The organism is Chitinophaga parva (assembly GCF_003071345.1).
In the GTDB taxonomy this organism is placed as follows: domain Bacteria; phylum Bacteroidota; class Bacteroidia; order Chitinophagales; family Chitinophagaceae; genus Chitinophaga; species Chitinophaga parva.
The window spans coordinates 1,265,428-1,290,808 of the sequence record NZ_QCYK01000001.1 but is presented as its reverse complement, the minus strand read 5'-3'; the positions used below and the strand labels follow the sequence as shown (position 1 = coordinate 1,290,808).

Below are 25,381 nucleotides of genomic sequence, written 5' to 3'. Positions count from 1 at the left end.
GTGCAGCTGTTATTGCATGAGGAAGGGGTATTTACCCACGTGTTTCAGGGCAATGCCGGTACCTCTTACCACGGCGCGCAGCGGATCGTCTGCTACATGTACGGGCAGCTTGATCTTCTGGGACAGGCGTTTGTCCAGGCCACGCAGCAGTGCACCACCACCGGTAAGGTAAAGGCCACGGCGGTAAATATCGGCCGCCAGCTCGGGGGGCGTGGTTTCCAGCGCCTTGAGGATGGCCTCTTCAATCTTGAAAATGGATTTATCCAGTGCTTCCGCAATTTCCTGGTAAGATACCTGGATCTGCTTGGGAATACCGGTTACCAGGTCACGGCCATTCACCGCAATGTCATCAGGCGGGTTGTCCAGCTCTTTCAGGGCAGAACCTACCTGGATCTTGATCTGCTCCGCGGTACGTTCACCGATGAGCAGGGAGTGGTAGCGGCGCAGGGCTTCCATGATGTCTGCGGTGAACTCATCACCCGCAATACGGATACTCTGGTCACACACAATACCGGCCAGGGCGATCACGGAAATACCGGTGGTCCCCCCCCCGATATCAATGATCATATTACCTACCGGCTCTTCTACGTCTATACCGATACCAAGGGCGGCTGCCATTGGCTCATGGATCAGGAATACTTCTTTGGCGCCCGCTTGCTCTGCAGAGTCGCGCACCGCACGTTTCTCTACTTCCGTGATGCTGGACGGGATGCAGATCACCATACGCCAGCTCGGGGCAAACAACGGCTTTTTGGGGTACACCATCTTGATCATTTCACGCAGCATGCCTTCAGCTGCGTTGAAATCCGCGATCACACCGTCTTTCAACGGGCGGATGGTACGCAGGTATTCATGTGTCTTTTCATGCATCATCATAGCCTTTTTACCTACGGCCACAATTTTGCCCCCTGCTCTTTCAATGGCCACGATGGATGGCTCGTCCACCACCACCTGGTCATTATGAATGATAAGCGTATTCGCTGTACCCAAGTCGATCGCTATCTCCTGCGTTAAAAAATTAAAAAAGCCCATTGTTGATACGGTCAAAAATTTGAATGCAAAATTGGATAATTCTCACGAATATACGATAACAAAAATGTTAAGTTACCCGAAATATTTTTTTGATTTAAAACGCTGTCAGCACCGGCATTTTCACGGATGATGATGCTTCCCTCACAGGCATAAACTGTACCAGCATTTTATACCTGCTCCCTTCAAATATATATTAAAATTAAATTTTATACAAATTCAAAGCCGATATCTTTTCTGAAATATTTTCCCTCAAATTGTATTTGGGCAGCGGTTGCCTTGGACGCCGCCAGGGCGGAGGCCAGGTCCGGTGCCAGGGTGGTTACCGTGAGCACGCGCCCGCCATTGGTCACAACGTCTGCGCCCACCTGTTTAGTACCGGCATGTAGTACCAGCTGTGTGGCCGTGGCCGCGGGAATGCCGGTGATCACCTTCCCTTTCTCATAGTCCCCTGGATAGCCGCCGGCTACCAGCATAACGGTGGCGGCTGTACGCGGATCGGCCTGGATGGCTTGCTGCGCAAGGGTTCCGTTGGCCACGGCCTTAAACAGTTCCAACAGGTCGTTCTGCAGGCGTGGCATTACCACCTCGGTTTCAGGGTCGCCCATGCGGCAGTTATATTCAATCACAAAAGGCTCGTCCCCTACTTTGATCAGCCCAAAGAACACAAAGCCGTTGTAAGCGATGTTCTCTTTGGAAAGCCCGTCAATTGTGGGTTTCACTACCTGTTGTTCTACTTTTTCCATGAAGGTGGCATCTGCAAAAGGCACCGGGGATACGGCGCCCATACCGCCGGTATTGAGGCCGGTATCGCCTTCGCCAATGCGCTTATAATCCTTGGCAGAAGGCAGGATCACGTAGCTTTTGCCATCCGTGAGGGCAAACACAGACATTTCAATGCCGGTGAGGAACTGCTCTATCACTACTTTTTTACCGGCATCGCCAAACTTGGCGTCACGGATCATTTGCTGGAAGGCATCCTGCGCTTCCGCCGTGGTGGCGGCTATCACCACCCCTTTGCCGGCGGCCAGGCCATCGGCCTTGATCACTACGGGCAGGGGATGCTGGGCCAGGTAAGCCATGCCTTCTTCAAAAGTAGCTTCGGTAAACTCGCGGTAAGATGCAGTGGGAATATGATGACGGCCCATGAACTGCTTGGCAAAGGCCTTGCTGCCTTCCAGCTGGGCACCATATTGCGAGGGGCCCATTACCGGGATGTGTTGCAGTTGTTCGTCTTGCAGGAAGAAGTCGTAGATGCCTTTTACCAGCGGCTCTTCCGGGCCAGGCACCACCATGTCAATGGCATGCTCCAGGCAGAATGCCCGGATCGCGGGAAAATCTGCTACCGCGATGTCCACATTCTGGCCATACTGTGGCGTACCGGCATTGCCCGGTGCAATGAAAAGTTGAGTACAGAGAGGGCTTTGTGCCATTTTCCAGGCCAGCGCGTGTTCGCGGCCTCCACTACCAAGCAATAATATTTTCATAGCTATGTATTCCTGAATGCCCTGCCTTTTCCGGGGAAAAATTAGCCGGAATAGCTCTTTTTGGGCCGTATTTTACGATTTGAGTGCAAAGAACGTTTAAAAAAACGGCAGTATCGTTTTTTTCATCGAAAAGGCCGGAATTATTTATCTTGCCGGTTTGGAGTACCAAAATTTACACTAAAACAACATTAAATAAACCAACCGATCTATGCAATCAACTGTTGCTGAATCAGGGGCCATCACCGAATCTTCGGCAAAAAAATCATGGCATCCGAAAGGGTTGTTTGTGCTCTCCTCCACGGAAATGTGGGAGCGATTCAACTTCTATGGCATGCGCGCCCTGCTTACCCTGTTCCTGTCCACTGCACTTGCTTTCAGCGATGCCCGCGCTACCATCGTATACGGTGGATACCTGGGGCTCTGCTTCCTCACTCCCATGCTGGGCGGCTATATCTCTGACCGCTACCTGGGCAACCGTTACAGCATCATGCTGGGCGGCCTTATCCTCGCTATTGGCCAGCTGTTCATGTTCTTCAGCGGCAGCGTTTTCTCTACCAACCTGGACCTTGCTACCACGCTCATGTGGGTAGGCCTGGGCGTACAGATCCTGGGCAATGGTTTCTTTAAACCTAATATCTCTTCCATGGTAGGCCAGTTGTACCCGAAAGGGGACAACCGTATGGACAGCGCCTTTACCATCTTTTATATGGGCATCAACATGGGCTCCACGCTGGGCATGGCGATCTGCCCCCTGCTGGGCGACCATGTGGATGCAAACGACCACCAGATCCCCGGTGTGTTCAAATGGGGCTTCCTGGCAGCCGGTTTAGCCATCATCATCGGTACCGTTTTCTTCTGGTTCATGAAGGATAAATACGTGGTAGGGCCAGATGGCAGGCCAGTGGGTACTAAACCCCGGTTTGACAAAAACAAGGTGCACGTAGCGGGTGAAGAGGCGGACAAAGCACATTTTAAGCCCGCCTCCGTGCTGGGCTGCCTGGTGCTGGGTATCGCCGTATACCTGGGCCTGCACTTCCTCATGGCCGGTGACGATCCCATTGAATCCTGGCTGTATCCTTTTATATATGCATCCGGTATCACGCTGGCAGTGCTGATCCTTTCTGATAAATCCGTCACCAAAGTAGAGCGGGACCGTATCCTGGTGATCTACGCCGTATCCTTCTTCGTGATCTTTTTCTGGGCTTGTTTTGAGCAGGCGGGATCATCCCTGACGTTTATTGCGGCCAACCAGACGGACCGTCATTTCCTGGGCTGGAACATGCCGGCCAGCTTTGTACAAAATGCCAATTCTATTTTCATAATTGTGCTGGCCATTCCTTTCAGCCTGTGGTGGGGCTGGCTGCAAAAAATGAAAGCGGAGCCCATCTCCCCCGTGAAACAGGCCGCAGGATTGGGTTTCCTGGCCCTGGGCTATTTCATTATCGCGCAGAAAGTAAATGGCCTGGGCGATGGTAAACTGGGCGTGATCTGGCTGATCGTGATGTACCTGTTCCATACCATTGGTGAGTTGTGGGTATCCCCCATTGGCTTGTCGCTGGTGGCCAAACTGGCGCCCAAGCGTTTCAGTTCCCTGCTCATGGGTGTGTTCTTCCTCTCCAATGCCTCCGGCTATGCATTGTCCGGCACCCTGGGTGCCCTGCTGCCGCCCAAGCCGCAGATGTACCACGATGCAGCCAAGGCCAACATCAACCTCCAGGGCATCCTGGATGGTACTACGGCCCTTACAGCCGGCATTAAACAGCAGCTGCATGACCTGAAGATCCCCGACCACTATCCCAGCTTTGCAGGCTTTACGATCCACAATCTCTACGAGTTTTTCATGGTGTTTGTGATCCTGCCCGGCAGCGCAGCCATACTGCTTTTCTTCCTGTCCTTCCTGCTGAAACGCATGATGCACGGGGTGAGATAAATTTCGGGGGGATTAACTATTTTTATTCCGGCTAACCCGCAACATTATATCGTCGTTACAATCTTAATCTATTCTTATTCTTATGGCAGAATTTAAGCCTTTCGTGGCGCCGGAGAGTAACATGAAGGAGTTTACCTTCAAGAGCATCCTGCTGGGCGCCTTGTTTGGTATCATCTTCGGTGCTTCTACCGTGTACCTGGCCCTGAAAGCGGGCCTCACCGTTTCCGCGTCCATCCCTATCGCCGTAATTGCTATCACGCTGGGCCGGCGTTTTTTCAAAACCACCATCCTGGAGAATAACATCATCCAGACCACCGGTTCCGCCGGTGAAACCATTGCCGGGGGCGTGGCCTTTACCCTGCCGGGCTTCCTCTTCCTGTCTACCGGCGGCGATGGCGACAAATATTTTAATTACCTCACGATCCTCACCCTTTCCATCCTGGGCGGTTTCCTGGGCACACTGATGATGGTGCCCCTGCGCAGATCCCTGATCGTGAAGGAGCATGATAACCTGCCCTACCCGGAAGGCACTGCCTGCGCGGCGGTGCTGAAAGCCGGTGAAAAAGGTGGCAACTTTGCACGCACCGCCTTCTGGGGCCTGGGTTTCTCCGTGGTATATGCCGTTTTCCAGCACGTATTCCATATTATTGCAGAAGTACCCAGTTGGATAGCCAAGCAAACCAATAAGTACTCCCCTTCCATGAAGATCGGCGCGGAAATAACCCCGGAATACCTGGGTGTGGGTTATATCATTGGCCCCCGCATTTCCGGCGTACTGGTGGCGGGTGGCGTACTGGCCTGGTGCGCACTTATTCCCCTGCTGGCTACATTGGTACCGCCAGACATGATTGCCGCGCAGCTGTCTAAGCTGGGCTACCTGGCAGACATCCATACTGCCGGCGGCCGCAACGGCTGGGACCCGCTGAACCATACTTTCAGTGATTATTCCGGCGCTGTGTATAACGCTTATATCCGCCAGATCGGCGCGGGCGCTGTTGCAGCGGGAGGCTTTATCACCCTGCTCAAAACCATTCCCACCATCATTACCTCCTTCCGTGAGAGCATAAAATCCCTGCGCGACAAGGATGAATCCGTATCTGTAGCCCGTACAGAGCGCGACCTGAGCCTGAAATTTGTAGGCATTGGCGTACTGATCTTACTGGTGCTGATGTCCGCAATCCCACTGATCCCCGGCGACAACTGGTGGACCCGCGGTATCATCGGTGTACTGGTGATCATCTTCGGAGCCTTCTTCGTAACGGTGTCCAGCCGCATTGTAGGCCTGATCGGTACTTCCAATAACCCTATTTCCGGTATGACCATTGCCACTATTATGGCCACCAGCCTGGTGTTTATCAGCGTGGGATGGAGCGGCCGTGTGTACGAGCCCATGGTGCTGGTAGTAGGGGGCATGATCTGTATTGCCGCGGCAAATGCTGGCGGTACATCACAGGACCTTAAAACGGGCTACATCGTAGGCGCAACGCCGATTTACCAGCAAATTGCACTGCTGATCGGCGCTATCGTTTCCTCTATCGTGATCGGTTATACCGTGAAAGTACTGGATACCCCCACCGGGGATATGCTGGCACGTGGTATCACGCATGCCATTGGCACGGAGAAATTCCCTGGCCCGCAAGCCACGCTGATGGCCACTTTGATCAAAGGCATCCAGGCGAATAACCTGGACTGGCAATTCATTGCAGCCGGCGTGTTCATTGCCATTACGATTGAACTTTGCGGCCTCAACGCATTGTCCTTTGCCGTAGGCTTATACCTCCCGCTGACCACTACCCTGCCCATCGCGGTAGGAGGCGGCATCAAAGGCATTGTAAACTATCTCTCTAAAAAAGAAGGCAAAAAGAAAGAAGACGATGACCTGGGACAGGGCAACCTGTTTGCGACCGGCCTTGTAGCCGGGGGCGCTATTACAGGTGTGATCGTAGCCTTCCTGAGTGTAGGAAAATCTACCGGCGAGATGATGGATAAGCTAAACATGGAAGCATCCCTGTCCAACGGACTGGGCATAGGCCTTTACGATGTGGTGGGCGCCCTGTTCTTCCTGGCCATGGGCTTTACCCTGTACCGCATAGCGCGCAGTCGCAAACTGGCGGCCAGCCTGGAAACCATCGAGGAATAATCTTTCCTTCCAACTTATAAAAACACCGGCTGCATTTGTCTTGCAGCCGGTGTTTTTTTATACAATTTTAGCAGACAGGTCTGCGTTATTGTGCTATCTTAGTACCATCCCCTGGAAAAAAATACTCCCTAGATGAAAAAACTGCTACTGCTTTTAGCGCTATCAACAACCCTGCTTGCTTCCTGTAGCAAAAATGATGACGACAACCAGCGTCGCAAGTTTGTGAGCATGAAGCTGGATGATGGCTATGAGATCGGGGAAGACCCCAAAGGCGTGGTAACTTTTTCAGACCAGAGCACAGACAATCCCACCGGCTTCCCCACCCTGGTGGTGAGTGGCTTCAGCTACAATAAACTGTATTTCACCTTTTCCATTACTTCCACTACCGGTGCGCTGCACACCGGTGTTTACACCTCCGCCATGTCAAACAACAGCCTTACCATGCTGGATGTGAATGCCAATGTGATGGAGGCCAATGTAGACCAGGGCCAGTTTACCCTCAATATTATCAGTGTGCAGGACAGCACCGTACAGGGCACCTTCACCGCCACGCTGGTCAACGATGTTACCGGCGAGATCCACACTGTTTCCAATGGCGCATTCCGCACCAACTTCAGCAAATCCAACTAAGCGTTATACAAAATCCAGGTGAGGATATTGTTGTTGTAAGATCGCCCGATCGTCCGCCCCCAGCCACTTGTTCAGCAAGGTGGCATACACGCTTTTGAAATCCACTTGGTATTGCAGGTCTCCTTCCAGCAGGTTCACCAGGTCGGGGCCGGGATTGAGCAGGCCTTTTTGCCGCAGCGCCCCGCTGATCAGGAACATGTTATTGGCCGTGCCATGATCCGTGCCACCACTGGCGTTCTGCGCTACCCGCCGGCCAAATTCGGAGAAGGTCATGATCACTACATCCTGGAAACGGTTGTTTGCTTTCAGGTCCTGCACAAAAACATCCAGCGCATCGTCCAGCTGCCCGAAAAGCCGCTGCTGCTGGCCCTGCTGGCCCACGTGCGTATCAAAGCTCCCATGCGATACGTAATACACTTTCGTATTGATATCACTCATCACCAGGTTTGCAATGGTGCGCATATGCTTGCCCAGTTCCGTATTGGGATAGGCCGCCTTGCTTTGGTAGGTTTTGAATTGCTGTGAAATATAGGAAGCACTGGAAATGGTTTCGCCCATGGTCTTATAGAGGTACTCCACGTTGTGGTGCCCGTCTTCGGTGTGATGCTGCGCCTGCAGCGCTTTGAAGAAAGGATCATTGCTGGTACCCATAAGACGGTTAGGATCTGTAAAGGCCAACCCATTGTTGCTGGCGCCTTTCAGGGCAAGGCTCAGGGTATCATCCATTTCCAGCGCCTGCGTGGGATGATCACAGCCATTGCACTGTGCATCCAGGTAACGGCCTATCCAGCCATTGCTCCAGCTATCACTGCTGCTGCTGGCAGTTTGCCAGATATCCATGGAACGGAAGTGGGAGCGGTCGGGATTGGGATAGCCTACATTTTGCAGCAATGCCATGTCCCCGTTATCATACAATGCTTTCAATGATCTCAATGCGGGGTGTATGCCTTCTTCATCCGTGAGCGACAGGGCATCTTCCCTTTTGATGCTCAGCGAAGGGCGCAGGCGGTAGTAAATATCATTGCGGTAAGGAATGATGGTATTGAGCCCGTCATTGCCCCCCGAAAGCTGTACCACCACCAGCACCTTATTGCCCGCACCCGCCAGGGGCCTGCGTTCCAGTGCTTTCAGGAATTGCGGCATCAGCGTGGCAGCGGAGGCCAGGGAGCCTAACTGGAGGAAGCGTCTTCTGTTAAGGATCAGCATAGTTAAAGATTGTCAGGGTACATAACACACCTCCTAGCACAACTGGTACTCGGGTGTGCTCATCACATCGATGGTCACTGTTTTGATGTAGGACTCACGGGTGGCAGCGTCTGCGTATTTGTCCAGCAGGGCGGACGGCAGGTTGTTAGCGCCTAAAAGATGCTGGGCAATGGCGGGAGCCAGTGATTCCCGCGGGATGGCGGAAAGGGCCGACAGGTAAGGCTCCCAGTTGATGCGGGCATTGATCTTTTTAGCATACTGGCGTTTCAGGAAATCATTGATGGCCAGTGTTGCTTTATAGTGCTGCCCTTCTCCCATTTCCGGCACCAGCTCCTTGGGCATTACGCTGAGTGTTTGCGAGTAGAGGATCACCTGGGGTACCCGCATGCGGAACATCAGGCTGGAACTGTCTATCCACGCGCGCCCGCCGGGCCAGCCGGCTACGTTGGGCGGATAAAAAAGTAACTGGCCCATGATGCGCTGGAACAGCAGCATTACCTCTTCCTGGTCAAACAGCATGGGGATAGTGCGGCGTATGCCCACCAGCAGTTCCACCGGCGATTTGATGCGGTTGCCCACATTGGCATTGTCATAGAAAAAGTCGCTGGTGAAGATATGCTGCATCAGCCCATGGATATCGTAACTGCTGGTGTAAAACTTATGCGCCAGTTTGTTTACCTGGTCTTCATCCACCTGATCATTTACAAAGTAGGCGTATATTTTCCGGGTAATGAAGCGGGCGGTCTGTTCCTGTTCGCAAAGTATTTTCAGCACATCATCCCCATCAAAATTGCCGGTCTTTCCCAGCACGGTTTTACGGCCTTCATCATGCGCGTTTTTCCGGAATACAAAGGTACCCGTGTCGTCAAAGCCCCAGCCGGTAAAGGCCCTGGCGGCTTCTTTCACATCCTGTTCCGAGTAGTGGCCGCGGCCCATGGTAAACAGTTCCATCACCTCGCGTGCAAAGTTCTCGTTAGGGTGTTGCTTCCGGTTCTGCTGGTTATTGAGAAACTGCAGCATGGCCGCACTTTTTGACACGGCGGTGAGCAGGTCTGCAAAATTGCCAAGGGCATTTTCACGGATCACCTGCAGCAGCTGCTGGTTGAAGAAGACATTCTGGGTGCGGCAGGCAAAGTGGCCGTGCCAGAACAGGGCCATTTTTTCCCGGAGTGCGTTGGGGCTGCCTATCATTTCCAGCATCCAGGATACGTTGAGGTCGCGGATAGCCTGTTCATTCATCTGCCTTATTTCCTTGCGCTGGTCGGTGCTCATGTCCTTGTTGCGGCTGTAATCCGGCATATCGGTATCATGGATCACATACAGGGGCTCCAGGGGCGCTTTTGCGGGGCCCATTACTATTTTGTTGACCAGCTCATTGCGGCGCTTGTTCTGCCAGTCTGTGATAACGGGCATCGTTTCGCCAAACCCGGCCCTCCAGGCCAGGTGTTGCAAGCGCAGGCGATCGTTGTCTTTCACAAACGCCATAGGATATTTTTGTAGTAAGACGGAATCTTTGTGGAAGGGTTTAAAAAAAGGTCTTAAGTCCCAGGTCTTAAGTCTTAGGTACCTGTTCTTGTAGCAGTACGACCTAAGACCTAAAGATCTAGGACAACTGCTTCACCCTCCTGCACATTGTCACCAGGTCTATGCGGCGTCCGTCTTTCTGGCGGATACCACCGGGCAGGCGACCGCACTCCTGGAAATCGAAATTGCGGTAGAGCTGGATAGCTTTTTCATTGTGGGCAAACACCTGGAAATAGATAAGCTCCAGGAGGGGATGGTCTTCGGCCCAGCGTACCATGGCCGTCATGAGGCGGCGGCCAATGCCCAGGTTCCAGTAGTTGCGGAGAATGGCAATGCCCATTTCGCCGGTGTGGGCCTGTTTATAAAAGCGGCCCTGGGTTACGGTAAGATAGCCTACAATGAAGCCATCCACCACTGCTACCAGCAGCAGGTGGTTAGGCTGGTCCCGGAAAGATTTGATAAAAGCCCGTTCCCCGGGAATGTCCATTCCCAGGGCTTCTTCCGGCGTGTGCAGGAGAAAATCGGATTCGCGGGTCATTTGCTGCAGGCAGTGCATCAGGGCCGCAGCTTCGTCCAGTTCAGGCAAGCGGATGACCAGGGATTGTCCGTTAGGGAGGAAATGATGCATGCTGCAATGTAACAAAAAACCGGCGCCCTTGTGAGGCGCCGGTCCGTTGTGCTTTATTTTTTGGCATTGGCCTGTACAAAGGCCAGCACCGCTGATTTCTGGTCATCACTCAATTTGGCTTTAACGGCCATCTTGTTGATAATGCCTACCCATTGATCCGCCGTATGGTATTCCGGCAATTGGTATTTGTGGCAATGCGCGCAGTGCGATACATAAATGGGCTTCCCCGGCGTATCAGGGTATTTGGCCATGGCAGCATCCACTTTGGCAGTGTCAGTGGGCGAAATGCCTTTCATACAGGCGCCCAGCGCAAACGTGAGCAATAATAAGCTTCCAGCGATTTTTTTCATAGTAAGTGCTTTGTGGTAAGGTAATATACAAAGAAATGCTTGTTTAAACACCTATCTACTCCCTCATTGCGGAAGCTTAACACATATCGCTTACCCGATCTTATTGCTGCCAAAGTAGGGCTGCACCGCGGCCGGGATAGCAATACCTTCCGCTGTCTGATGATTCTCCAAAAGACAGGCCAGAATACGGGGAAGCGCCAGGGAGCTGCCATTGAGGCTGTGCACCAGTTGGGACTTACCATTGCCATCCTTGAAACGGGCCTTCAGGCGGTTAGTCTGGTATCCTTCAAAATTAGATACGGAACTAACTTCCAGCCAGCGGCCCTGTGCGGCGGAATATACCTCAAAATCGTAGGTAAGTGCAGATGTAAAGCCCATATCGCCCCCGCAAAGGCGCAGGATGCGGTAAGGCAGTTCCAGTGACTGGATCAGCTTTTCCACGTGGCCCACCATTTCCTCCAGCACATGGTAAGAGGTGTCCGGGTGCACCAGCTGCACGATCTCCACTTTGTCAAACTGGTGCAGGCGGTTGAGGCCACGCACGTCCTTGCCGTAAGAACCAGCCTCGCGGCGGAAGCAGGGTGTGTAAGCCGTCATTTTAATGGGCAGCTCACTTTCCTTGATAATGGTATCGCGGTAAATATTGGTTACCGGTACTTCTGCCGTGGGAATGAGGTAAAAGCCGTCTTCCGTTACGTGGTACATCTGGCCTTCTTTATCGGGCAGCTGGCCGGTGCCGGTGGCAGATTCCGCATTCACCATGTAAGGCGGCTGGAACTCCGTATAGCCGTTGCCGGTATTATAGTCCAGGAAGTACTGGATAAGCGCGCGTTGCAGGCGGGCCCCTTTATTTTTATAAACGGGAAATCCGCTGCCGGTAATGCGGGTGCCCAGTTCAAAGTCGATCAGGTCATACTGTGTAGCCAGCTCCCAGTGGGGCTTGGCGCCTTCCTGCAGGGTGGGCATGTTGCCTCCGGTACGCACCACTTCATTGTCTTCCGGGGTTTTGCCGGCAGGCACTGATTTATGGGGCAGGTTGGGTATTTTATACAGCGCCAGGGTAAGGGCTTCCTCCACCTGTTTCAGTTCGTCATTGATGGGCTGCAGGCGCTCCTTCAGTGTAGCCACTGCGGCTTTGCGGGCTTCCGCACCGGCCTTGTCGCCGCTGGCCATGAGCTTCCCGATCTCCTTGGACGAAGCGTTGACCTGAGCTTGGGTTTCATCATACTCCAGGGTCAGTTTCTTGCGGCGGTCATCGAGCGACAACACTTCCTCTACCACACTGATCTCCTTGAAATTCCTGAGCGCCAGGCGCTCCAGCACCAATTCCTTGTTCTGGCGAATAAATTGAACCTGTAACATGATGTGTTTTAAATAAATTTTCTCAAATATATAAAAATAGCAACTCCCGGCAGTGCAGTACCACCGGGAGCGCCTGTATTTTCCTGTGATCACTAGCTCAGATATTTTCCCACGATGGGCACGCGCCGCCCTACGCCAAAGGCTTTTGACGACACACGGATGATGGGGCAGAACTGGTTACGCTTGTATTCATTATTGTTCACCAGCTTCAGGGTACGGGCCACCAGCGCGGCATCAAAGCCCTGGGCCTCAATTTCCCGGGGGCCCTGGCGGCGCTCAATGTACTGGTACAGGATCTTATCCAGCACTGCGTAGTCCGGCAGGCTGTCGCTGTCCTTCTGTCCCGGCCGCAGTTCTGCGCTGGGCGCCTTGTCAATAATGTTTTGCGGGATGATCTCCCCGTTCCGGTTAATGTAGCGGGCCAGCGCGTACACCTGCATTTTATACAGGTCTCCTATCACAGACAGGCCGCCGGCCATATCGCCATACAGGGTACCGTAGCCGGTGGAGAGCTCGCTTTTATTGGACGTGTTCAGCAGGATGTAGCCAAACTTATTGGAAAGCCCCATCAGCAGGTTGCCTCTTATGCGGGACTGTGTGTTTTCCTCTGCCACGTTAAACGGCAAGCCGTTGAAAAGCGGGTTCAGTGTGTTTAAGAACGATTCGTAGATATCGTGGATGCGCACAATATCATAGGGATTGCCCAGGTTTTTGGACAATGCGACCGCATCATCCACGGAATGTTCGGAAGAATAAGGAGAAGGCATGAGTACCGCGCGTACATTTTCCTTACCCAGCGCTTCACAGGCCAGGGCCAGTACCACTGCGCTGTCTATGCCGCCACTGCTGCCCAGGATGGCTTTGGTAAAGCCCATCTTCCCGAAATAATCGCGTATCCCCAGGATCAGTGCCTGGTAAATGCGGTCAATATTATAATCAAATACCAGCCCGGTAACGTCTGGCACTACTTCCACCGGTGGGGCAGGGCTGCCGTTGTACAGGCTTTCCAGCTCCACGGTGTAAGTGGCTTCTTCAAAATAAGGCAGTTCTTTTACCACGTTGCCACCGGCATCAAACACCAGGGAGCCGCCGTCAAACACGATCTCCGTTTGGGAGCCCACGGTATTGTTATACAGCATGGGGAGCTTGTACTTGCGCACATTGGCCCGTATAATTTCCTTGCGTTCATGTGCATGGTCATAATCAAAAGGCGATGCACTGATGTTGATCATCACATCCGGCTGCTGGGTGATGAGGTGGTCCATGGGACAGTCGCGGTACAACGGGTTATCGCCCAGGTTCCAGATGTCTTCACATACCGTGATGGCCAGTTTTTTTCCCTTGAAAGGCACTACCGCCCACTCATAAGCAGGCTCAAAATAGCGGTATTCATCAAAGATATCATAAGTGGGCAGCAGGGTTTTGTGTACCACTTGCTTTACCTCGCCTTCATACAGGAACCAGGCTGCATTGAAGAGGTCTTTACCATTCACCTGGGGGTTGCGCGCGGGGCTGCCCACGATCACGGCAATGTCTGTGGCATGCGCCCTGATCTGGTCAATGGCGGCATAGCACTTGGCAATAAAATCCTCGAACTCCAGGAAATCGCGGGGCGGGTAGCCACATACGCATAGCTCGGAGAAGACCACCAGGTCTGCTTTCTGCGCCTTTGCATCCGCAATGGCGGCAATGATCCTGGCTGTATTTTTTTCAAAATTACCGATGTGGTAATTCTGTTGGGCCATTACAATTTTCATGAGCCTACCTTATTTTTCATCAGAAGAACAATCCCAGCTTCAGCACAAAGTTATTGCGCACCACGCGGCCGTCGTCCCACCTGGAATTGCGGGTTACGTCTATGAGGCCGGCTTTGTACTGCAACCCGGCCACCAGGCTAAGGCGCCCATCCAGCGGGTATTCTATGCCACCACCCAGGGCCAGGCCGGTGTTGATGGGTGCAATATCTTTCATCACATTCACTTTATCAAACGCGTGGTCCTGTGCGTCTGTAATATCTGCACGGGCCTTGATATTGAAATCTAAGAAAGTACCAAATTCACCGTAAATATCTATCCCATCCTGGCGCACGGTTTTCAGTTTAATGGCCAGGGGAATATCGATATAAGAAAGGTGCAGGTCGTACTCCGCCGGCGTAAGGCGGTAATCGCTGAGGCCTTTATTGGCAGCGTATTTCATGGTAGACCCGCCGGTATTTACCGTAAAGCCGGTAGAGAAGGCATAGCGGCCATAGGTATCAAGGATAAAGTCTGCCATGAGACCATACGTGATACTGCCGTGCATGGACTCACGGTCTGCACCGGCATCCTGCGGGCCAAGGCTGGCCAGGCCAGGACTGATGGTAAAACCCAGGCGCAGGTAACGGTCTACCGGCACGCGGCGTTTCACCACATAACTTTGGGCAAAGGTGGAATAGGAGGCAGCAAGGAAAAACAAAAATAGCAGGACGCGTTTCATGTATTTATTTTTATTAAATACTTTTAGGAGATCATTTCTCAAAAAAGCGATGCAAAGGTACACTATTAAAAAGACAAGCGCCAGTGCAATGGTATTGCTGCTGCTGGTTATCAGCGCCTGTACACAACGCCGTAAAACGCCGGATGTAAGCAACATATCCATGCCTGTAAAGGTAGCACGATTTGACCAGGAACTGTACCGGATAGACACCAACCAGGTGCAGGCCGGCCTGCACCAACTGTACCTGCAGTATCCCTATTTCCTGCCCACTTATTTGCAGGATATCCTCAACTTTGGCCCTTACCAGGATAGTGTGGCACCCGCTGCCCCTACCGCGGATGCGCCCCGCATGACGCAGGCAGACGCTGTGCGCAAGCTGCTGACCAACAAAGACCTGCTGGCGCTGAAAACCGTAGTGGACGGGCAGTTTGCCAATATGGACAGCGTGGAGCAGCAACTCAGCCTGGCTTTTAAATACACGAAATATTATTTCCCGCACTTTCATGCACCCCACGTCATTGCCTTCACCTCCGCGGTGAGCAACTACGGCGCCATCACGGCCGATTCTGTGCTGGGCCTGGGGTTGGACATGTACCTGGGCGGGCGTTTCGACTACCACCTGATCCCGGACCTGCCGGATTATATGATACGGCGGTTTGATAAACCTTACCTTATTCCGGATGCCATGAAAGCGCTGGAACAGCAAATGTTTCCGCCCAGGGCCACTGGCACACAACTGCTCGCGCAGATGGTGGATGCAGGGCGCCAGCAATATTTCCTGGAAATGGTGCTGCCGGATGTGGCAGATACCTTGCGTACCGGCTATACAGCGGCACAGCTGAAGTGGTGTTACGATAATGAACAGATGGTCTGGCAGTATTTTGTGCAGCAGAAATTGCTTTACATCACCGACTGGCAGGAGGTAACGCATTATATGGGGGAAGGGCCCAGCACCCAAGGTATGCCGGAGGGATCGCCGGGAAAGATCGGGTTGTTTGTGGGATGGCGGATTGTGAAGAGTTATATGGAGCGGCACCCGGAAGTAACGCTGCAGCAGTTGATGGAGATGAAGGACCCTTTGCAGGTTTATAATGAGGCTAGGTACAGGCCGAAGTAAAACGTTATTATGCAGGCTGGCATCTGTGAGCCGGTAGATGAGCCGCAAATGTGTTTGCGGCTTTTTTTATTTCATGCTGCAAAATTCTTCAATATCAACCATCCACTCTCGCACAAACGCCCTTTCTTAATTATCCGGGCCAATGATGACAGTCCTGGAGTGTATGCTCATAACAGCCTTGTGTCACTAAACATTTTAGCAACTGCCAAACCATTCTAATGCATTCGATTGAAAACCAGGAGATTAATTAAGCTTGAAAGGTACGATCATTTGGAATTCAGGGATCTTTACCTCGAAAAGTTTCTTATCCAGCTGGTTTTCCATCTGGTAAGTGCCGTACATTTTACCCAGTTCAGTGCGGAGGTTGGATCCGGATACGTATTGATAGCTTTCGCCGGGGGCCAGCAGCGGCTGTACGCCTACTACGCCCTCCCCTTCTACTTCCCGGTGGGTGCCGTTTGAATCAATGATGTACCAGTGGCGGCGCAAGAGCTTGATGGGGAAGGTGTTATTGTTTTCAATGGTAATGCGGTAGGCAAACATAAACTCACTGCCAACGGGGTTGGAGTAGTCCGGTTGATAAAATGTTTCAACGCTGATGGTTATTCCCTCTGTTACCTTCTTTACCATAAAAAACAGCCTTTACTGTAAAAATAAGTAAATAATTCCAGCTTTTGGACCCGGCGGACCGGTAAGATAATCACACTTTAGGTGCAAAATCGATATTTCTCAGCACCTCCGGATCCCGCTCGGCTGCCCGGGCAGCCACTTCAAATGCATTCTGATAATATCCATGCCGCCGGTATTCCCGCCAGTAAAGCCACAGGAAACGCAGTATACCATACTGGCGGTATTGGTACACGTGACAAACCTCGTGCCGTATCCAGCCGGTGTCTTCCAGGAAACGCTGCCGGCTTACACCATGCAAATAAATGGTTCGGCCTACTACCATGGCCATTTGTGTACTGCCCATGCGCTTTGCCGCCATCCGCGCCAGCCACGCGTCTTCTTTGATATGTACCTCTAATTTGCGTATCACTACTATAAATGAAACCGCCTTGAAATGTTAAAACCCCAGCGAAACTGCCCCTGCAACCAGCTGGCCCTTGTTTCGGGAATGAACTGGTTTTCCAGGATGGCCGTTGCATTGGTGAAGTTAATGCTAAACACGTGTCCGCCCGTTTCTATCTCCAGGCCCACGGCCAGTGGGTTATAAAACGGCTGGCCCTGCGCCTTGAAATAATCCTTACCTGCCCGGTTGCGGAATGGATAAAAATACTCCGCGATCACACCCATCCGCCGGCTTACCTTGTAACGGGCACTGCCACCCAGGGCAAACATACGATTTTGGTCCATGTAAACGACGTGATTCCGCTGTACATATGTAGGCGAGAGGGATAAAGACAGGGCCCCTGCTTTTTTTGCCAAAATGAACTGCGCCGTGTAGAGCATGCGGTCATTAAAGCTGGCAAAGTAACTGGCCTCACTTACAGCGGTAGCGGCGGCCATGCCGGTAACTACGGCATTGCCGAAAAATGCCAGCGAAAAGGGCACCGAGTTGTCCGTGGTTTGCTGCAACAGCTTATACTTAAACATCCCTTCATACAACTGCGTAAAACTGCCGGAGCCTTTGGACCGGGAAATGCCTGCCATCAGCCGGTCTGTAATGCCATACTCAAACGCAATGCGGATGTCTGTGGAGTTATCCATGCCAAAGAAGGTCTTGGCCCCACCCAGGCTGCCACCCATATCGCCAAAGCGGTGGGCCACGCGGAAATCCAGTTCCCGCTGATGCAGGGTCTCCGTGCTTTCTCCTAAAATGATGCGGGTGGATTTATAAGTGCCAATGACCGGCTGATGCGCCGGCTCCAGGGAGTCCAGGCCGGCCAGGAGGGGATCTGCAGGCGCCTGGCCATGCACGCTCAAAGACGCCAGCATGGCCAGGGCCAAATATTTCATTTTCATAGGCAGGGTTTTCAATAGGGGTCCAAAGTGGCACTGGCGGCGGCTTACGGCTTGTAGTCCGCATGCACCGTCACCTCTACCACTTCGGCAATATTTTCCAGCATAAGGCTGGGTACTTTAATGGAATGATCTACCAGCTTTACCTGGAATCTGGCATCGCCTACTACTTCGGTACCTTTCACCACCAGGGTGCCTTTGGTTTCATAATGACGGCTTATCCCATGCAGCAGCAACTCTCCTTTTACCACCACGGCATAGCTGCCATCCTTTGCCAGGTCTGCATCTGTGACTACGCTGCCTTTGAACTCCGCGTTCGGATATTTGGATGATTCCAGGTAGCTGTCGTTAAAGTGTTCCTTCATCAGCTTGTACTTAAACGCAAAGGACTGGACCGGCACCTTGAAGTATACTTCCTTTGTCTTCACGTTCAGCGTGGCATAAGCCTGTGCGGTTTGCGCCTTAATATCTTCCAGCGGCGTGGAAGAAAAGAAGGATACCGAAGCGGCTTTGTCCGTTCTTACGTCCTGCGCTAATCCCTTACCGGCGGCCATGGCCAGCAGGAGCATCCAAAAATATCGTTTCATGATGTTCAATTAATCCTGCATTCCGTTACTGATCCAGCACGCAATGGAATCCTTGGTGCTGGCGCTCAAGGGAGAAAAACCCTGTGAGCCCGGCATGTCTGCATCCACGCTGGTTACATGTGCGGAGAACAATACCTTGTTACCGCTAATATAATTTTTAAGTTGGTCCGGGGTGGAAAAATTTGCGATGGCCGGGGAAGTTTGCCCCGGGTGGCAGCCCCGGTTCACACAGCTGGTGGTAACAATGCGCTGTATGGCGGCGGTGTGGATGTCCATGCTGCATTCCGTACTGCCCGCAGGTTTGGGCGCTTCGGAGGTTTTGCAGGACAGGTACAAAAAGGCGCCCGCAAGGACGGCTACAAAGACGGTTTTCATAAGGGATAGGTTGCAAATACCACCGTAAGATACACAATATCGGCCGCAGGCGGATCGCCAAATAGTTGTAGGATTTGCACGCAGAAGAATGCCCGTTTTTTTTATTTTTGGCCAACGCTTAAATCATACCCGTGGAGAACATAGCCGCATTATACGAGATCTACCGCCAGCATCCTTCTGTACAGACAGACACCCGCAAGCTGAAGCAGGGCGACATTTTCTTTGCGCTCAAAGGCCCCAACTTCAATGGCAACGCCTATGCGGAGCAGGCCCTGGCCGCAGGCGCCGCCTGTGCCGTAGTGGATGAAGCGGCTTACTATACACAACCGGACAAAATGGTACTGGTGCCCGATGTGCTGCAAGCCTTGCAGCAGCTGGCCAATACGCACCGGCGTACACTGCAGATCCCCTTCCTGGCCATTACCGGCACCAACGGGAAAACCACCACCAAAGAACTGGTGAACGCCGTGCTGTCTTCCCACTTTAAAACGGTGGCCACCGCAGGCAATCTCAATAACCATATTGGTGTGCCGCTCACCCTGCTCAGTATTCCGCCGGATACGCAGCTGGCGGTGATAGAAATGGGGGCCAACCACCAGCGGGAAATTGCCGGCTACTGCGAAGTGGCCATGCCTACCCACGGCCTCATTACGAATATTGGAAAGGCGCACCTGGAGGGCTTTGGCGGCCCTGAAGGCGTGAAAATAGCCAAGGGCGAACTGTATGATTACCTGCGTACACACAACGGTACCGCGTTTGTATGCACGGATTATGATTACCTGCTTCCCATGGCCAAAGGCATTGCCACCGTGATCACTTACGGCAGCCGGCATGCAGACCACCAGGGCCACGCGGTAACCGGTCCGGCCCTGCTTTCCGTAGCGCTGGATGGCGATGCCTCGCCGGTGCAAACCAACCTGGTGGGCGCTTATAATACCCCCAATGTGCTGGCCGCCGTAACCATAGGCCGCTACTTTGGCGTGCCGGAAGCCAGCATCCGCGCGGCACTGGAAGCATACATGCCTTCCAATAACCGCTCACAGGTAATGCAGCAGGGCACTAACACCATCATCATGGATGCGTACAATGCCAATCCGTCCAGTATGCGGGCGGCCATTGAGAATTTTGCCGGTATTGATGCCCCCAAAAAAGTACTGCTGCTGGGAGGTATGATGGAATTAGGGGAAGACAGCATCCGCGAGCACCAGGCCCTGGTGGACCTGCTGCAGCAAACGCACTGGCACGCCGTGGTGCTGGTAGGCGGTGATTTCAGTAAGGTAAAACATCCTTACCTCTTCCTGCCGGATGCCGCTGCCGCGCACAACTGGCTGGCGCAGCAGCAGTACCAGCATGCTTACCTGCTCATTAAGGGATCGCGCAGCGTGGGAATGGAAAAAGTGTTATAAATACAATTATATATGTAAACGCCCGCTGGCAGCTATTTTGCCAGCGGGCGTTTTGCTTATGTATAAGAAAAGGTTATTTGTTTTCGGTTAAAATAATTCGATGCTGCAGGGGGTCTCAAAAGCGGCAATACCGGCCTGCAATGGATTTCAAGAAAGGGGCGTGATCCGCTCCTGCAATGGTTTCCAACCCGCCAGGAATATCCATAAAAAAAATACCTGCAAGCTGGAAAGCCCGCAGGTTTTTCATAACCTATGCCAACTTTAGAGTAAAAACTTAATTGCCTACAATGCCCCCGTGCATTACGCTCAAGGTCACTACCAGCCTATATTTGAATGAGATGATCCTAATAAAGGTGAAAAATATCTTAGGTGTTTTCTTGCCTGGTTTTCGGTGATCGTCCCGTGAATGTTATACTGTTTACAAGGGTTCTAACGCTTCTCTGTTAACAACGACGTAAATTGCTTGACGAAATCAATGAACCGGGATCACTTATTACAACTACTCGTCGATAGGATATGTACGGTCTAAAGGTCGCACCGGATTTGCAGAATGAAAAAAAAATTTACTTTATGATAATGAAGCGGTTAAATTGGTTTTAACGCGTTACAACATGCAATCTACCGCTTACGCCTATACGAAAACTCAGCGGATCTCCTGGCAAAGCTCTATCAGCACACCATGGCTGTCTTTCGGGTGCACAAAACAGATCAGCTTATTGTCCGCACCGGGTTTCGGCGTTTCATTGAGCAAGGTGAAACCCTCGCTGCGCAAGCGCTCCATCTCCGCATAAATATCTTCCACATCAAACGCAATGTGGTGGATCCCTTCTCCCTTCTTATCCAGGAAACGCCTGATGGTACTGGCTTCCCCCGTTGCTTCCAGCAGTTCTATCTTCGTATCGCCCTGCTGAAAAAAGGCGGTTTGCACCTGCTCACTATCCACCGCTTCCTGCTTGTAGCAAGGCGTGTTAAGCAGGCGGCTGTATAAAGGCACAGCCTTTTCCAGGGAGTAAACGGCGATGCCTATATGTTCTACTTTCCGCATGACTGGCTGGCGCCGGTTTGGGAGGGGCGCCGCCTGTAATTAAACGATTCCCCGGCACCTGGCAAAATCCGGCTTGTCATGCCCCGGTCGGATCTTGCCAGGGGGCGCCAGGCACAGCCCCATTCTTCGTAAATTCACACCATGCAACTGCCCGTTTATCTTGATTATAATGCCACCACCCCCTGCGATCCGCAGGTGGTGGAAGCCATGCTGCCTTATTTTACCCGGCAGTTTGGCAACGCCGCCAGCACCCACCCCCTGGGTTGGACAGCCGCCGCAGCCGTGGAAAAGGCCCGGGGCCAGGTGGCCCGGCTTATTGGGGCCACCGCGCAGGAGATCATCTTTACCTCCGGCGCCACAGAAGCAGATAACCTGGCCATCAAAGGCGTGTACGAAGCCTATGCCGGCAAGGGGAAACATATGATCACCGTGGCCACGGAGCACAAGGCCGTGCTGGATAGTTTTGAGCACCTGGAAAAACAGGGCGCGTCTGTCACTTACCTTCCCACGGATGCACTGGGGCACGTTAGCCTGGAAGCCCTGGAAGCCGCCATCACCGCGGAAACCATCCTTATCTCCGTGATGTACGCCAACAATGAAACGGGTGTCATCCATCCCATACGCGCCATCAGTGCCATTGCAAAAAAGCACGGGGTACTTTTTATGTGCGATGCCACCCAGGCCGTGGGCAAAATATCCGTGCATGTGCTGGAAGACGGCATAGACCTGCTGGCCTGCAGCGCCCACAAGATCTACGGTCCCAAGGGGGTAGGTGCCCTGTACGTGCGCCGCAAAGACCCGCGCGTGCGCCTGGTGGCCCAGCTGGATGGCGGTGGCCATGAACGCGGCTTCCGCTCCGGCACCATGAATGTGCCGGGCATTGTGGGCTTTGGCCAGGCAGCGGAGTTGTGCCGCCTGCACCTGGACGCAGAACATGCCCGCCTTTCCGCGCTGCGCAACCGGCTGGAAAACGGCCTGCTGGCCCTGGGTAATGTAACCGTGAACGGGGATGCCACCCATCGCCTGCCCCAGGTGAGCAACCTGGCCTTCGGGCAGGTGTCTGGCGAAATGTTGTCGGCGGCCTTTGCCAGCCAGGTGGCGCTATCCTCTGGTTCTGCCTGCAATGCGGCGAGTATGGAGCCCAGCTATGTGCTGCAGGCTATGGGGTTGAGTGATGCGTTGGCGAGAGCCTCCCTGCGATTGAGCTTGGGTCGGTTCACCACGGAAGCGGAGGTGGATTTTGTGGTGGAGACCATTAGCCAGGCCGTGCGGCAATTAAGGACGCAGGTGTTTTCTGCGTAAAAAAAGAAGGCAGGCGCGGTGACCCGCCCACGCTCCCGGTTACCCCAAAAAACTCCCCCGCCAGGAAATATCCTTTGTTATTTCACGTTTGCTTATTAATTAGCAATTAATACATTAATCATTTTTTACTAGCTTTACCGGGTCCTTACCTGAACATCTCATGCTCGCCATCTTTAAAAAAGAAATAAACCAGTTCTTCAGCAGTATCACCGGCTACGTGGCCATTATCGTATTCCTGCTGGCCAATGGGCTGATGCTTTTTGTATTCCCTGATACCAGCCTGCTGGATTACGGGTATGCTAACCTGGACCCGCTTTTTGACCTGGCGCCCCTCATCTTCCTGCTGCTTATCCCTGCCATTACCATGCGCAGTTTTGCAGATGAATTTAAAGGCGGCACCATGGAACTCCTCGGCACCAAGCCCCTCACCGGCTGGCAGATCGTGATGGGAAAATTCTGGGCCAGCGCCCTGATCGTAGGCATTGCGGTGCTGCCTACCGGGGTGTATTATGTGGCCATCCGCGCCCTCTCCGCCACGCCAGGCAATATTGACAACGGTGGCATTGGCGGCGCTTACATCGGCCTGCTGCTGCTCGGCGCCGTATTCACTGCCATCGGCACCTGGGCCTCCTCCCTCACCGCCAATGCCGTGATCGCCTTCCTTATCGCTATTTTTACCTGTTTCCTTTTTTATAATGGTTTTGATGCACTCAGCAAATTACCGATATTCACCGGCGGCTGGGATTACTACCTGCAAATGGCGGGCATCAAGTTCCACTACAACTCTATCAGCAGGGGCGTGGTGGACAGCAGGGATGTGATCTATTTCCTAAGTGTAACGGGTCTTATGCTGTACCTGACCAAAACTGCCCTGCAGCGCAAAATGTGGCAGTAAGCCCTTCCCTCAAACCATTACCGCACCGCTTATCTCATGGAATCTACCAAAGCAAACAAACAGAAAAAATATATACAACGCGCCATCACGGTGGTGGCCGTGCTCATAGGGCTGAACGTACTGGCCGGCTATTTCCACACCCGGCTGGACCTCACGCAGGAAAAGCGTTTCACCTTGTCTGAGCCTACCAAACAGTTGTTGCGCAGGCTGGATGGCACCGTGTCCGTCACCGTATTTTTAAAAGGGGAATACCCCGCCAGCTTTAAGCAACTGGCGCAAACCACCCGGGAAATGCTGGAGTCTTTCAAAGAATACGGCGGCCCGCATATCCAGTTTGATTTCATCAACCCCGCCCAGGGCCTCTCTGACTCTGCCTTTGCCGTGCTACAGGATTCCCTGGCCGCAAAAGGCATCATGGCCTACAACCTGCAGGTGCAGCAGGAAGGCAACCAGGGCTACGCGGAAAAACTTATCTTCCCCGCGGCCATGCTGCATTACAAGGACCGCACCATCTCCGTGAACCTGCTCAAGGCCCAGGGCGGGCAGGATCCACAGGCGGCCCTCAACGCTTCTGAATCCTTGCTGGAATACCAGTTTGCCAATGCCATCCGCAAGCTGCAGCAAACGGAAAGGCCCCTGGTGGGCTACATGCTGGGCAATGGTGAATCACTGGGCCTGGAAGTATATGACGCCCTCTCTACCCTGCAGAGTAATTACCGCCTGGATACCATCACGCTCAACCTGAATGATCATATTCCACATGAATTTAACGCCATCGTATTTGCCGGCCCTACCCAACGCTTTACGGATGAAGACAAGTTGAAGATAGACCAGTACGTGATGCACGGCGGTAAGGTAATGTGGTTTGTGGATGCGCTGAATGCGCACGTGGACAGCATTAACGGGCAGGATAATTACATGGCGTTTGACCAGGGGCTGAACCTGGATGACATCCTGTTCCGCTACGGGGTGCGCATCAACAGCGACCTGGTGGAAGACCTGCAGTGCGACCGCCTGCCGCAGGTGGTAGGCAGCCTGGGTGGCAAGCCGCAAATGGCCATGCTGCCATTCCCTTTCTTCCCACTCCTCCAATCTGCCAGCACGCATCCGATCGTGAAAAATATGGATGAAGTGCTCACCCGTTTTGTAAGTTCCATTGATACAGTGGGCGATGCCGGCATCAAAAAAACCGTGCTGCTTACCACTGGTCAAAATAGCCGTAAGGCAACCGCCCCGGTAAAACTGAGCTGGGCAGAACTGGGCCTGCGCCCTAACCCGCGCAACTTCCGCCAGCAGCGTGTACCCGCCGCCGTGCTGCTGGAAGGCCGCTTCCCTTCCGTGTTCCAGCACCGCCTGAGCCGTGCGGAAGCCGACTCCTTCGCCCAATTGAGCGGCCAGCCTTTCCTGGAGCAGGCAGATACCATTAATAAAATGATCGTGGTGAGTGATGCGGACATTATTGCCAATGCCGTGTCCCAGCAAAAAGGCCCCCTGCAAATGGGCGTGAACCTCTACAATCCCGACTACGTTTTTGCCAACAAGGAATTTTTCCTCAACGGCCTGGAATACCTGACCACCAATGATGCAGGCATTATGGAAACACGCAATAAGGAACACGTGTTACGCCTGCTGGATCCCAAAAAAGTGGAAGCGGAAAAAACAAAATGGCAGATCATTTGCTTTTCTGTACCCATTGGTATGGTACTCCTGTTTGCCATGATCTTCCAATACGTCCGCCAACGGAAAAACGGCTAAGAACCGCACTGCTGCCTATTTACCGCCCACGCCGCCATCCTGCCGGCATGTACCGTATGAATGCTATTTACATTTAATTAATGTATATATAATTTTCATATGAGATAGTTTTATGCGCCGGTGTAACCTGTGGTTGCACATAAGGGCGATCTGTGGACATTAATCCATTATCTTTG

At 52.9% G+C, this 25,381-nt stretch carries 24 protein-coding genes; 8 read left to right on the top strand and 16 right to left on the bottom strand.

Annotated features, from left to right (window positions below):
* Positions 1-9: 9 nt before the first annotated feature.
* Positions 10-1,047 (bottom strand): rod shape-determining protein, encoded by a 1,038-nt coding sequence (locus DCC81_RS05565; protein WP_449384881.1) that lies wholly within the window; start codon positions 1,045-1,047, stop codon positions 10-12.
* A gap of 191 nt (positions 1,048-1,238) precedes the next feature.
* Entirely contained in the window at positions 1,239-2,516 is a 1,278-nt protein-coding gene (gene purD, locus DCC81_RS05560) for a phosphoribosylamine--glycine ligase (RefSeq protein ID WP_108685580.1), read from the bottom strand.
* Between the two features lie 208 nt (positions 2,517-2,724).
* Here purD and DCC81_RS05555 point away from each other — a divergent pair, with 208 nt between their 5' ends.
* The 3 genes from DCC81_RS05555 to DCC81_RS05545 all read left to right on the top strand — a co-directional run bounded on the left by DCC81_RS05555 (position 2,725) and on the right by DCC81_RS05545 (position 7,216).
* Positions 2,725-4,446 (top strand): peptide MFS transporter, encoded by a 1,722-nt coding sequence (locus tag DCC81_RS05555; RefSeq protein ID WP_108685579.1) that lies wholly within the window; start codon positions 2,725-2,727, stop codon positions 4,444-4,446.
* Positions 4,447-4,528: 82 nt separating this feature from the next.
* Positions 4,529-6,586 (top strand): OPT family oligopeptide transporter, encoded by a 2,058-nt coding sequence (locus tag DCC81_RS05550; RefSeq protein ID WP_108685578.1) that lies wholly within the window; start codon positions 4,529-4,531, stop codon positions 6,584-6,586.
* Between the two features lie 132 nt (positions 6,587-6,718).
* Complete coding sequence (locus DCC81_RS05545; protein ID WP_133177556.1) at positions 6,719-7,216, top strand: hypothetical protein; 498 nt, start codon at positions 6,719-6,721, stop codon at positions 7,214-7,216.
* Positions 7,217-7,219: 3 nt separating this feature from the next.
* On the opposite strand, the gene DCC81_RS05540 is transcribed toward DCC81_RS05545, so the two are convergent.
* The 7 genes from DCC81_RS05540 to DCC81_RS05510 form a co-directional block, all read right to left on the bottom strand.
* On the bottom strand, positions 7,220-8,422 hold the full coding sequence (locus tag DCC81_RS05540; RefSeq protein ID WP_108685576.1) for a DUF1501 domain-containing protein: 1,203 nt from the start codon (positions 8,420-8,422) through the stop codon (positions 7,220-7,222).
* Positions 8,423-8,455: 33 nt separating this feature from the next.
* Entirely contained in the window at positions 8,456-9,907 is a 1,452-nt protein-coding gene (locus DCC81_RS05535) for a DUF1800 domain-containing protein (protein ID WP_165806449.1), read from the bottom strand.
* A gap of 118 nt (positions 9,908-10,025) precedes the next feature.
* Positions 10,026-10,574, bottom strand: coding sequence for a GNAT family N-acetyltransferase (locus DCC81_RS05530; RefSeq protein WP_108685575.1), 549 nt, complete (start codon positions 10,572-10,574; stop codon positions 10,026-10,028).
* A 53-nt stretch (positions 10,575-10,627) separates the two neighbouring features.
* On the bottom strand, positions 10,628-10,924 hold the full coding sequence (locus DCC81_RS05525; protein WP_108685574.1) for a hypothetical protein: 297 nt from the start codon (positions 10,922-10,924) through the stop codon (positions 10,628-10,630).
* A 90-nt stretch (positions 10,925-11,014) separates the two neighbouring features.
* Entirely contained in the window at positions 11,015-12,286 is a 1,272-nt protein-coding gene (gene serS, locus DCC81_RS05520; RefSeq protein ID WP_108685573.1) for a serine--tRNA ligase, read from the bottom strand.
* 92 nt (positions 12,287-12,378) lie between these two features.
* A complete protein-coding gene (locus tag DCC81_RS05515) occupies positions 12,379-14,043 on the bottom strand; it encodes an NAD+ synthase (RefSeq protein WP_108685572.1) in 1,665 nt (554 codons plus the stop codon).
* Positions 14,044-14,062: 19 nt separating this feature from the next.
* Positions 14,063-14,761 (bottom strand): porin family protein, encoded by a 699-nt coding sequence (locus tag DCC81_RS05510; RefSeq protein ID WP_165806448.1) that lies wholly within the window; start codon positions 14,759-14,761, stop codon positions 14,063-14,065.
* A 49-nt stretch (positions 14,762-14,810) separates the two neighbouring features.
* Here DCC81_RS05510 and gldB point away from each other — a divergent pair, with 49 nt between their 5' ends.
* The gene (gene gldB, locus DCC81_RS05505; protein WP_165806447.1) at positions 14,811-15,878 is read left to right on the top strand and encodes a gliding motility lipoprotein GldB; all 1,068 of its coding nucleotides are present in this window, start codon (positions 14,811-14,813) and stop codon (positions 15,876-15,878) included.
* A gap of 243 nt (positions 15,879-16,121) precedes the next feature.
* On the opposite strand, the gene apaG is transcribed toward gldB, so the two are convergent.
* From apaG to DCC81_RS05480, 5 genes are all read right to left on the bottom strand, one after another.
* On the bottom strand, positions 16,122-16,508 hold the full coding sequence (apaG, locus tag DCC81_RS05500; RefSeq protein ID WP_108685569.1) for a Co2+/Mg2+ efflux protein ApaG: 387 nt from the start codon (positions 16,506-16,508) through the stop codon (positions 16,122-16,124).
* Between the two features lie 70 nt (positions 16,509-16,578).
* A complete protein-coding gene (locus tag DCC81_RS05495) occupies positions 16,579-16,917 on the bottom strand; it encodes a DUF4157 domain-containing protein (protein ID WP_240612906.1) in 339 nt (112 codons plus the stop codon).
* A 2-nt stretch (positions 16,918-16,919) separates the two neighbouring features.
* Entirely contained in the window at positions 16,920-17,843 is a 924-nt protein-coding gene (locus DCC81_RS05490) for a DUF5777 family beta-barrel protein (RefSeq protein ID WP_240612905.1), read from the bottom strand.
* Between the two features lie 44 nt (positions 17,844-17,887).
* The gene (locus DCC81_RS05485) at positions 17,888-18,427 is read right to left on the bottom strand and encodes a YceI family protein (protein ID WP_133177554.1); all 540 of its coding nucleotides are present in this window, start codon (positions 18,425-18,427) and stop codon (positions 17,888-17,890) included.
* 9 nt (positions 18,428-18,436) lie between these two features.
* Entirely contained in the window at positions 18,437-18,802 is a 366-nt protein-coding gene (locus DCC81_RS05480; protein WP_108685567.1) for a hypothetical protein, read from the bottom strand.
* Between the two features lie 131 nt (positions 18,803-18,933).
* Between DCC81_RS05480 and DCC81_RS05475 the strand changes: the two genes are divergently transcribed.
* Positions 18,934-20,208 carry a UDP-N-acetylmuramoyl-tripeptide--D-alanyl-D-alanine ligase gene (locus tag DCC81_RS05475; protein ID WP_165806446.1) on the top strand — a complete coding sequence of 425 codons (1,275 nt, stop codon included), beginning with the start codon at positions 18,934-18,936 and terminating at the stop codon, positions 20,206-20,208.
* A 115-nt stretch (positions 20,209-20,323) separates the two neighbouring features.
* On the opposite strand, the gene DCC81_RS25935 is transcribed toward DCC81_RS05475, so the two are convergent.
* Positions 20,324-20,455: a hypothetical protein gene (locus tag DCC81_RS25935; RefSeq protein WP_262510155.1), complete on the bottom strand. Its 132-nt coding sequence runs from the start codon at positions 20,453-20,455 to the stop codon at positions 20,324-20,326.
* 396 nt (positions 20,456-20,851) lie between these two features.
* Positions 20,852-21,253: a methylmalonyl-CoA epimerase gene (gene mce, locus DCC81_RS05470; protein ID WP_108685565.1), complete on the bottom strand. Its 402-nt coding sequence runs from the start codon at positions 21,251-21,253 to the stop codon at positions 20,852-20,854.
* A gap of 141 nt (positions 21,254-21,394) precedes the next feature.
* On the opposite strand from mce, the gene DCC81_RS05465 reads away from it, so the two are divergent.
* From DCC81_RS05465 to gldG, 3 genes are all read left to right on the top strand, one after another.
* Positions 21,395-22,555 carry a cysteine desulfurase family protein gene (locus tag DCC81_RS05465; protein ID WP_108685564.1) on the top strand — a complete coding sequence of 387 codons (1,161 nt, stop codon included), beginning with the start codon at positions 21,395-21,397 and terminating at the stop codon, positions 22,553-22,555.
* Positions 22,556-22,715: 160 nt separating this feature from the next.
* Complete coding sequence (gene gldF / locus DCC81_RS05460; protein WP_108685563.1) at positions 22,716-23,450, top strand: gliding motility-associated ABC transporter permease subunit GldF; 735 nt, start codon at positions 22,716-22,718, stop codon at positions 23,448-23,450.
* 36 nt (positions 23,451-23,486) lie between these two features.
* Entirely contained in the window at positions 23,487-25,205 is a 1,719-nt protein-coding gene (gene gldG, locus DCC81_RS05455) for a gliding motility-associated ABC transporter substrate-binding protein GldG (RefSeq protein WP_108685562.1), read from the top strand.
* The last annotated feature ends 176 nt before the right edge of the window (positions 25,206-25,381 follow it).

Coding starts and splice junctions, on each gene's coding strand:
- gldB (WP_165806447.1), top strand. CDS start 14,811: ATGCAAAGGTACACTATTAAAAAGACAAGCGCCAGTGCAATGGTATTG.
- DCC81_RS05480 (WP_108685567.1), bottom strand. CDS start 18,802: ATGAAAACCGTCTTTGTAGCCGTCCTTGCGGGCGCCTTTTTGTACCTG.
- DCC81_RS05535 (WP_165806449.1), bottom strand. CDS start 9,907: ATGGCGTTTGTGAAAGACAACGATCGCCTGCGCTTGCAACACCTGGCC.
- DCC81_RS05485 (WP_133177554.1), bottom strand. CDS start 18,427: ATGAAACGATATTTTTGGATGCTCCTGCTGGCCATGGCCGCCGGTAAG.
- DCC81_RS05490 (WP_240612905.1), bottom strand. CDS start 17,843: ATGAAAATGAAATATTTGGCCCTGGCCATGCTGGCGTCTTTGAGCGTG.
- purD (WP_108685580.1), bottom strand. CDS start 2,516: ATGAAAATATTATTGCTTGGTAGTGGAGGCCGCGAACACGCGCTGGCC.
- apaG (WP_108685569.1), bottom strand. CDS start 16,508: ATGGTAAAGAAGGTAACAGAGGGAATAACCATCAGCGTTGAAACATTT.
- DCC81_RS05465 (WP_108685564.1), top strand. CDS start 21,395: ATGCAACTGCCCGTTTATCTTGATTATAATGCCACCACCCCCTGCGAT.
- gldG (WP_108685562.1), top strand. CDS start 23,487: ATGGAATCTACCAAAGCAAACAAACAGAAAAAATATATACAACGCGCC.
- DCC81_RS25935 (WP_262510155.1), bottom strand. CDS start 20,455: ATGAAAAACCTGCGGGCTTTCCAGCTTGCAGGTATTTTTTTTATGGAT.
- serS (WP_108685573.1), bottom strand. CDS start 12,286: ATGTTACAGGTTCAATTTATTCGCCAGAACAAGGAATTGGTGCTGGAG.
- DCC81_RS05515 (WP_108685572.1), bottom strand. CDS start 14,043: ATGAAAATTGTAATGGCCCAACAGAATTACCACATCGGTAATTTTGAA.
- DCC81_RS05540 (WP_108685576.1), bottom strand. CDS start 8,422: ATGCTGATCCTTAACAGAAGACGCTTCCTCCAGTTAGGCTCCCTGGCC.
- gldF (WP_108685563.1), top strand. CDS start 22,716: ATGCTCGCCATCTTTAAAAAAGAAATAAACCAGTTCTTCAGCAGTATC.
- mce (WP_108685565.1), bottom strand. CDS start 21,253: ATGCGGAAAGTAGAACATATAGGCATCGCCGTTTACTCCCTGGAAAAG.
- DCC81_RS05550 (WP_108685578.1), top strand. CDS start 4,529: ATGGCAGAATTTAAGCCTTTCGTGGCGCCGGAGAGTAACATGAAGGAG.
- DCC81_RS05530 (WP_108685575.1), bottom strand. CDS start 10,574: ATGCATCATTTCCTCCCTAACGGACAATCCCTGGTCATCCGCTTGCCT.
- DCC81_RS05525 (WP_108685574.1), bottom strand. CDS start 10,924: ATGAAAAAAATCGCTGGAAGCTTATTATTGCTCACGTTTGCGCTGGGC.
- DCC81_RS05510 (WP_165806448.1), bottom strand. CDS start 14,761: ATGAAACGCGTCCTGCTATTTTTGTTTTTCCTTGCTGCCTCCTATTCC.
- DCC81_RS05545 (WP_133177556.1), top strand. CDS start 6,719: ATGAAAAAACTGCTACTGCTTTTAGCGCTATCAACAACCCTGCTTGCT.
- DCC81_RS05555 (WP_108685579.1), top strand. CDS start 2,725: ATGCAATCAACTGTTGCTGAATCAGGGGCCATCACCGAATCTTCGGCA.